Source organism: Argonema galeatum A003/A1, assembly GCF_023333595.1.
GTDB classification, from domain to species: domain Bacteria; phylum Cyanobacteriota; class Cyanobacteriia; order Cyanobacteriales; family Aerosakkonemataceae; genus Argonema; species Argonema galeatum.
Window position 1 is genome coordinate 149584 of the sequence record NZ_JAIQZM010000014.1, and the last position, 6638, is coordinate 156221.

Below are 6638 nucleotides of genomic sequence, written 5' to 3' on the forward strand. Positions count from 1 at the left end.
TAAGGTAAGTAGTTGCGCTTTAGCGCTAAAGCGCAACTACTTACCTTATTCCTGAAGTTGGTCTTGTGGAGGCAAATTTTCAGTCGGAAAAGGTTGATAAATAGTGTAATAACTAGCTATCAAAGCTATCATCATCCACCAGAGGGTATTGACTTCGGGACGATAGAGAACTGTATCTACTGTACCGTGAGCTAGCAGAGCTGAGAGAGCTGCGATCGCACCCATCAACCAAAATCCGTCTTTGCTACCTAATTCTCGCAGACGCAGCAGTTGCAGCCAACCTTGGTTAAACGTCACCACTAATAGCCAGAGGAAACAACATAATCCAATGAACCCAGTTTCCACCGGAACTTCCAGCCAAATAGAATAAGCACTCAAAGCGCTGAAACGGGGACGCATATAGAGAGGATAAATTTTGTTAAAGGCGTTGTTGCCGGGGCCAATGCCGAGTATGGGCCGATCGCCAATCATATCTTTCACAGCTGCCCAGACATTGATGCGGAAGTTATTGCTGCTATCCCCGCGACCCGCAAACATACTAAAAACGCGATCGCGCAACGGGTCTACAAACAGAATGCCCAAAACCAATATCCCAGCCAAACTTCCGAGTAGTAGCGGCAGCGACCATACCCTCCAAAAACGAGGTAAATGGATACTCAACCAATAAACCAACAATATCAAAAAGACGAACAACAGAACGACAAACCCAATCCAACCGCCGCGACTGAAAGTTAGAATCAAACAAGCTGAATTTACGACAAACATCGTTGCGGCCAAAGCTTTGGGAAGAAAGCCACGCCAAGCAAAAACAGCTGCTAAACTTAAAGCGATCGCAGGCAGCAGATACGCAGCAAGTAAATTCGGATTTCCCAGATAGCTATAAACTCGCGTAGTTTTAGCTAAAGGAGATTCTGGATCGACCCAAGTTGCCAGCGCCGTTGCCCCAAAAAACCACTGTCGCAGACCGTAAACGCTGACAATTAATGCTATATGTAAGTACAGAGCAATTAACCAAGAACGCACGCGAGGCGATCGCAAAACCCTTGCCATCAGCGCAAACAGCAGCAGATAAAGCGTTAGCTTCACCAATCCCGTCAACGCCGCCGCCTTCACTGGCGACAAAGCCGTCGCCACCACAGAAATGCCCCAATAAAGCAATACCAGCAAATGAATCGGCGTAAATTTGGGAATCGAGAATTGGGAATTCGGAATTGCTAATTCTTCTCTCTCCTCTGCCCCTCTGCCCCTCTGCCCCTCTGCACAAGCGCCCCTCTGCCCCTCTGCCCCAACTTCATCTGATAGGGTCAGCAGCACCCAAAAGACCGCTACGGCAATCAACAACACCCCGATCAGATCGTTAGACACAAAGGGAGCCAGAGCAAACACCAGGCTTATCGACAACGCCCCTAAAGTCTCTCCCCACTGCATCAACCAGCTACTTTGTCGCCAAGCTTGCAGCAGACCTACCAAACGGTACAAATAACTAGCACTGCGCCATCGATACAGCGGCAGATTAGACAGGGTAAATTGTTGCCAAACAGCGTTCATGAATTCATTGTCTAGGTGAGCAATTTTATATTTTGGATTTGAGATACCAGAATTTATCCCAATCTAAGCGCCAAAATACTTAGAGGTTTGGCTCGGCTTCTGTTAGCATTGGCAAGTTCACAACATATCTAAATCCAGACTCTTGTGAGCCTTGGATAGAGATTTGTCCACCATGTATTTGAGCCAAGTGACAGCTGAGCAGTAGCCCCAAGTTTTCAGAAGATTGATTGAATATATTATTCTGGACAGGTTCTGGCTGCTGGGCAGCAATCAGAGCTTTTTCATCAGATTTACTTAAGTCAGTTCGATCGGCTTCTTCAAAAGGTAGCAACGATGGTGGCTCCCTATACTCAGCATCCTTCTCATAGGGTAGATCTTCCGAGTAACTTGTCACAGATGCAAACGATGATTTGTAAAAGTAGGGGTCTAAATTGGGGAGGCCATCTCCCAGCCAGGGGTGAGAAACCCAAATAGCAATGTTTAATCCTGCAAGCTTGCGAGAGATATGAATGCGAACAATACTACCAGCATCAACCGTTTGCATCACACTTGATACCAAGTGATAAAGCATTTGTCGGACTTTGTCCTTGTCCAGTTGCCAGATGCGATTTCCAGGTTCTACGGAAAGACGAATCTGTTGCCCTCGGCGATTGGCACTTTCTTCTAGAGTAGCGATCGCCTGCTGGCACAGCATTTCTATATCAACAGCAGTGACATTCAGTTTTGTATTACCGGAGTCCAGCGATCCGAGTGCCAATATTTCGTTTACCAGGGACAGTAAATACTGACCGCTATGCTGGATAATCTCCACATATTCTTTCTGTTTGGTCGTCAGCGGCCCATAAATCTCCCGGCCCAGAACGCTAGCCATCCCCATAACTGACGTCAGCGGTGTCCGCAGTTCCTGGGTCAGTTGCCCCAGCAATTTAACTTGAATTTGATTGGTGTCAAGTTCCTCCCTTGGTGAATCGGTCGAGGTCATTTGCGTGCTGAGATTGACCAGTACCCCTGGAGTAGTATCTTTGAGGAGACGACTGCGCTCAAATTCACTCATAATCCAGCGGGCCATGAGTTCCAAAAACTCAACTTCCTTATCGGTAAAGGAACGCGGCATCCGTTCCATCACCGCAAGCGTACCCAGGCAATGTCCGGTAGATGTTAATAACGGCACTCCCAAGTAGGCGCGGATACCATAATGCTGAACTAATAAACTTTTAGCAAAAAGTGGCAGGGCGATCGCATCGCTAATCGCCAAGACCTTATGACTGTCTACCACATAAGTGCAGAAAGATTCATGGCGCAACAATTGACGCGATGCTGCCAGCTGATTCATCAACCCTAACCTGGATAACCCGACAGCAGACTTAAACCATTGGCGGTCTTTGTCCATAATGCCCAAAATGCAAATGGGTGCATCCAAAAAATGGGCGGCTGTCTGAGTCGCTTCATCGAAAATTGGAATCGTGTCTGCTTCCAGCAATCCCGACTCTGCCAAGGCTAGGAGGCGTTGTTGTTCTCGTGTTTGAGGTGTCAAACCATTTAGACGGCAAAAGAGACTGTTTTCAGGGTTTACCATGCTAACCGTTACCCCTATATTTGCTGATTTTTTCATAAGGCTTGGCTGCTACCGCATACAAAGAGCTATCCTTAAAATTCCCCAACTGGATTCGTAACGAACAAGTTTTGGGGAAATATTCCTAGATCAGAGCGTGAATCTGAGGAAACCGTGCCGTAAATTTGCTTGCATTAGCCTGAAAGGGGTGGACTAGACCAGGCTGGGTGAGATAGGAGGGAAGCGATCGCCCGCACTCCTCGTAGCTGATTGGAGAGGGGTAGATGACCTCTGGGGGCGCTGAGATCCCAGGTAAATTCATGGGGATATCGCGTCCAGTTATTGCCAGTTTTCCAGCCGATTTTGGGCCATAATTTTGACCAGTTTTTGCCCAGGGAGAGCCAAATTTCTCGCTGTACCGAAAAGCCAAACTTGCCGTTTGAGTATGTCAGCCAGAGGTTGTTGATGGTTTGCAGATCGTCCGTGGGGAAGTTATCTACCTCGGTAAAATACAACCATTTTCTTTGCACCGCCGCCTCACCAGCAAGTTCGCACAGCAATTGCAGGGTCATGCGATCGGCTGCTTGAAAGTCTTGCTGGGCTAGCAGCTGTTGCAGTGGCCTGTAATCAATTTTGCGCTCTGAATTCAACGCTACGATACTGGTGTTCATTGCTAATTGGTCATCGCTCATCGGTTATTGGTCAAGTTTGATTGGTTATTGGCGCTGTTAGACTGGAGTTCCCCATTAGACAAAAGAATTTGGCTCTTTGAGAGTTGTTATGCTTTTGTTCAAATAAATAACATTTTTATGCCTTTCCCCCTCCGCTCCTCTGCACAAGCGCTCAAATACTCTAGCCCTAGTTTGGCAAACTCTTCACCTAACAGCCTGCAAAATGCGATTAATTATACCAGTTGTAGAGGTGGGTATTTCTATTTTGACTAACTCGATTCTGCCTCCATAGGCTTGAACAATCGGTGCTTCTGGTAGCGTTTCTATGCGGTAGTCGCCTCCTTTGACATAAATATCCGGTTTGAGTGTTTGTATGAGTTGAGCGGCTGTAGTCTGGTCAAAAATTACTACTCCATCTACTGGCTTGAGGGCTGCCAGTAATTCGGCCCGCTGTATGTCTGGCACTAGAGGTCGTTGTGGGTATCCAGAGGTATGCGGTTTGATGGTTTGTACAGACCGATCGCTATTTAACCCCACAATCAGCGATTGCCCCAAGGATTTGGCCACCTGTAAATACCGCAGATGTCCCACATGGAGCAGATCGAAGCAGCCATTCGTAAATACCAAGGGTCGCCATAGCTGGGGATCTTGGGCTAGAGCCTCCTGTAGTTCCGTTAAGCTGTAAAGACCGGGAATCATATCTTAAAGCATACAGTGAGTGAGATTTTATCGTCATCAACTACCAAAATGCGTTTCATCTAAAACCTTACGGACGAGTTATGGAATTTCATGCGAGAAATGTTTGCTGCAAAAAGTTTATACCGAGCTGCTATTAACCAAAATATCTGGTAGCTTATTAAAGCTCAGCGGCAAGATGAAGTTTTTAACATTCGGATCGCCGCTGCCTAGTTATTAGGAGACGCTACCAGTATGTATGAAAAAATAACTCCTCCCGATACAGGGTCTCGCATCGGCTTCAGTAACGGCGAACCAATCGTTCCAGACAATCCCATCATTCCCTTCATTCGCGGAGATGGTACGGGCGTGGACATTTGGCCTGCCGCCCAAAAGACGATCGATGCTGCCGTGCAATCTGCCTATGGTGGCAAGCGGCAAATCAGCTGGTTTAAAGTCTACGCCGGTGACGAAGCTTGCGAAAAGTACGGCACTTACCAATATTTACCTCAAGATACCCTCGATGCGATCGAAGAATACGGTATTGCCATCAAAGGGCCGCTGACAACGCCGATTGGCGGTGGCATCCGTTCTTTAAATGTGGCGCTGCGGCAAATCTTTGACCTCTACGCCTGTATCCGTCCCTGTCGGTACTATGCAGGTACGCCCTCGCCTCACAAAACTCCCGAAAAATTGGATGTTATTGTCTATCGCGAAAATACAGAAGATATTTACTTGGGAATTGAGTGGCGACAAGGTAGCGAGATTGCCGATAAATTGATTGCGTTTCTGAATAACGAATTGATCCCAGCTACTCCCGAACACGGCAAAAAACAGATTCCCCTCGACTCTGGTATCGGCATCAAACCGATCAGCAAAACTGGTTCCCAGCGCCTTGTCCGCCGTGCTATGCAGCACGCCTTGCGTTTGCCTAAAAATAAGCAGCAGGTAACCTTGGTGCATAAGGGCAATATTATGAAATATACGGAAGGCGCTTTCCGGGATTGGGGTTACGAACTAGCTACTACTGAATTTCGGGTTGAGTGCGTGACTGAACGGGAATCCTGGATTCTCACCAACAAGGAGAAAAACGCGGATATCACCCTGGAAGAAAATGCGCGTCAAATCGAGCCCGGTTACGACTCCCTGACAGCCCAAAAGCAAGCTGCTATCTGCGCCGAAATCGAAAATGTGCTTAATGCTATCTGGGAAACTCACGGGAACGGACAGTGGAAAAATAAGGTGATGGTGAACGATCGCATCGCCGATAGCATTTTCCAACAAATCCAGACGCGACCGGATGAGTACTCTATTCTGGCTACGATGAACTTAAATGGAGATTATCTCTCCGATGCGGCTGCTGCTATTGTCGGTGGGCTGGGCATGGGGCCAGGAGCTAATATTGGCGATGCGTGCGCTATTTTTGAGGCGACCCACGGCACGGCACCCAAGCACGCCGGTTTGGATCGAATTAACCCAGGTTCGGTGATTCTGTCTGGCGTGATGATGCTAGAGTTTATGGGCTGGCAAGAGGCTGCTGACTTAATCAAGAAGGGTATTGGGGATGCGATCGTCAACCGCGAGGTAACATACGATTTAGCTCGGTTGATGGAGCCTCCAGTCGATCCGCCCCTCAAGTGTTCTGAATTTGCCGAAGCGGTGATTAAGCACTACCACTAGGGAAGATGGATTTTGGATAAAAGGATTTTGGATTTTGGATTGAATAAATCTAAAATCTAAAATTCTGCTTAGGAATTTAGCGATCGCAAATTCCGTACCTCCTCAAGGCTAAGTCCGGTGCTTTGACTGATGGTTTCATCATCGAGTCTATCTAATAATTGTCGCGCGATCGCGATCGCTTTTTCTCGCATTCCTTCTTCGCGACCTTCTTCGCGACCTTCTTCGCGACCTTCTTCGCGTCCCAGAGAGATAGCCCCTTGTTGATCGTACACAAACATTTCCCTTCGTTCCAAGTCTTCCAGTTCTTCCCGGCTTAAATTGACTTGATTAGCAATTCCAAAAGCTTTATGAATTTCGGGAATGCTGTCTATTATTTCGGGAACTTCAGTTAGCGTTCTGGCATATTTGATGAAATAAATCCATTTATCTGTTAATGTTTCTAGTTCGTGCTGTTCTTTGGTGAATTTCGGTAACTCAACGAACAATAAATCGATGTGATTATCAATATATTT

Annotated in this window: 5 protein-coding genes and 1 pseudogene; 1 reads left to right on the forward strand and 5 read right to left on the reverse strand. The window is 47.1% G+C overall.

Translation table 11 applies throughout. The features are described from left to right. Positions 1 to 45: 45 nt before the first annotated feature. The 4 genes and pseudogenes from LAY41_RS16655 to LAY41_RS16670 all read right to left on the reverse strand — a co-directional run bounded on the left by LAY41_RS16655 (position 46) and on the right by LAY41_RS16670 (position 4470). Positions 46 to 1548, reverse strand: a complete 1503-nt coding sequence (locus LAY41_RS16655) for an IctB family putative bicarbonate transporter (RefSeq protein ID WP_249100094.1) — start codon at positions 1546 to 1548, stop codon at positions 46 to 48. A 79-nt stretch (positions 1549 to 1627) separates the two neighbouring features. Further along, positions 1628 to 3124, reverse strand: a complete 1497-nt coding sequence (locus LAY41_RS16660; RefSeq protein ID WP_249100098.1) for a GAF domain-containing sensor histidine kinase — start codon at positions 3122 to 3124, stop codon at positions 1628 to 1630. A gap of 170 nt (positions 3125 to 3294) precedes the next feature. Continuing rightward, positions 3295 to 3765, reverse strand: a pseudogene (locus LAY41_RS16665) (GUN4 domain-containing protein); the annotation flags it as partial. A gap of 210 nt (positions 3766 to 3975) precedes the next feature. Further along, the gene (locus tag LAY41_RS16670; protein ID WP_249100101.1) at positions 3976 to 4470 is read right to left on the reverse strand and encodes an adenylyltransferase/cytidyltransferase family protein; all 495 of its coding nucleotides are present in this window, start codon (positions 4468 to 4470) and stop codon (positions 3976 to 3978) included. Between the two features lie 231 nt (positions 4471 to 4701). Between LAY41_RS16670 and LAY41_RS16675 the strand changes: the two genes are divergently transcribed. Continuing rightward, complete coding sequence (locus tag LAY41_RS16675) at positions 4702 to 6126, forward strand: NADP-dependent isocitrate dehydrogenase (protein ID WP_249100104.1); 1425 nt, start codon at positions 4702 to 4704, stop codon at positions 6124 to 6126. A gap of 68 nt (positions 6127 to 6194) precedes the next feature. Here the strand turns inward: LAY41_RS16675 and LAY41_RS16680 are convergent. Continuing rightward, positions 6195 to 6638, reverse strand: a 444-nt coding sequence (locus LAY41_RS16680) for an Rpn family recombination-promoting nuclease/putative transposase (protein ID WP_249100107.1), incomplete at its 5' end; no start/stop codon positions are given.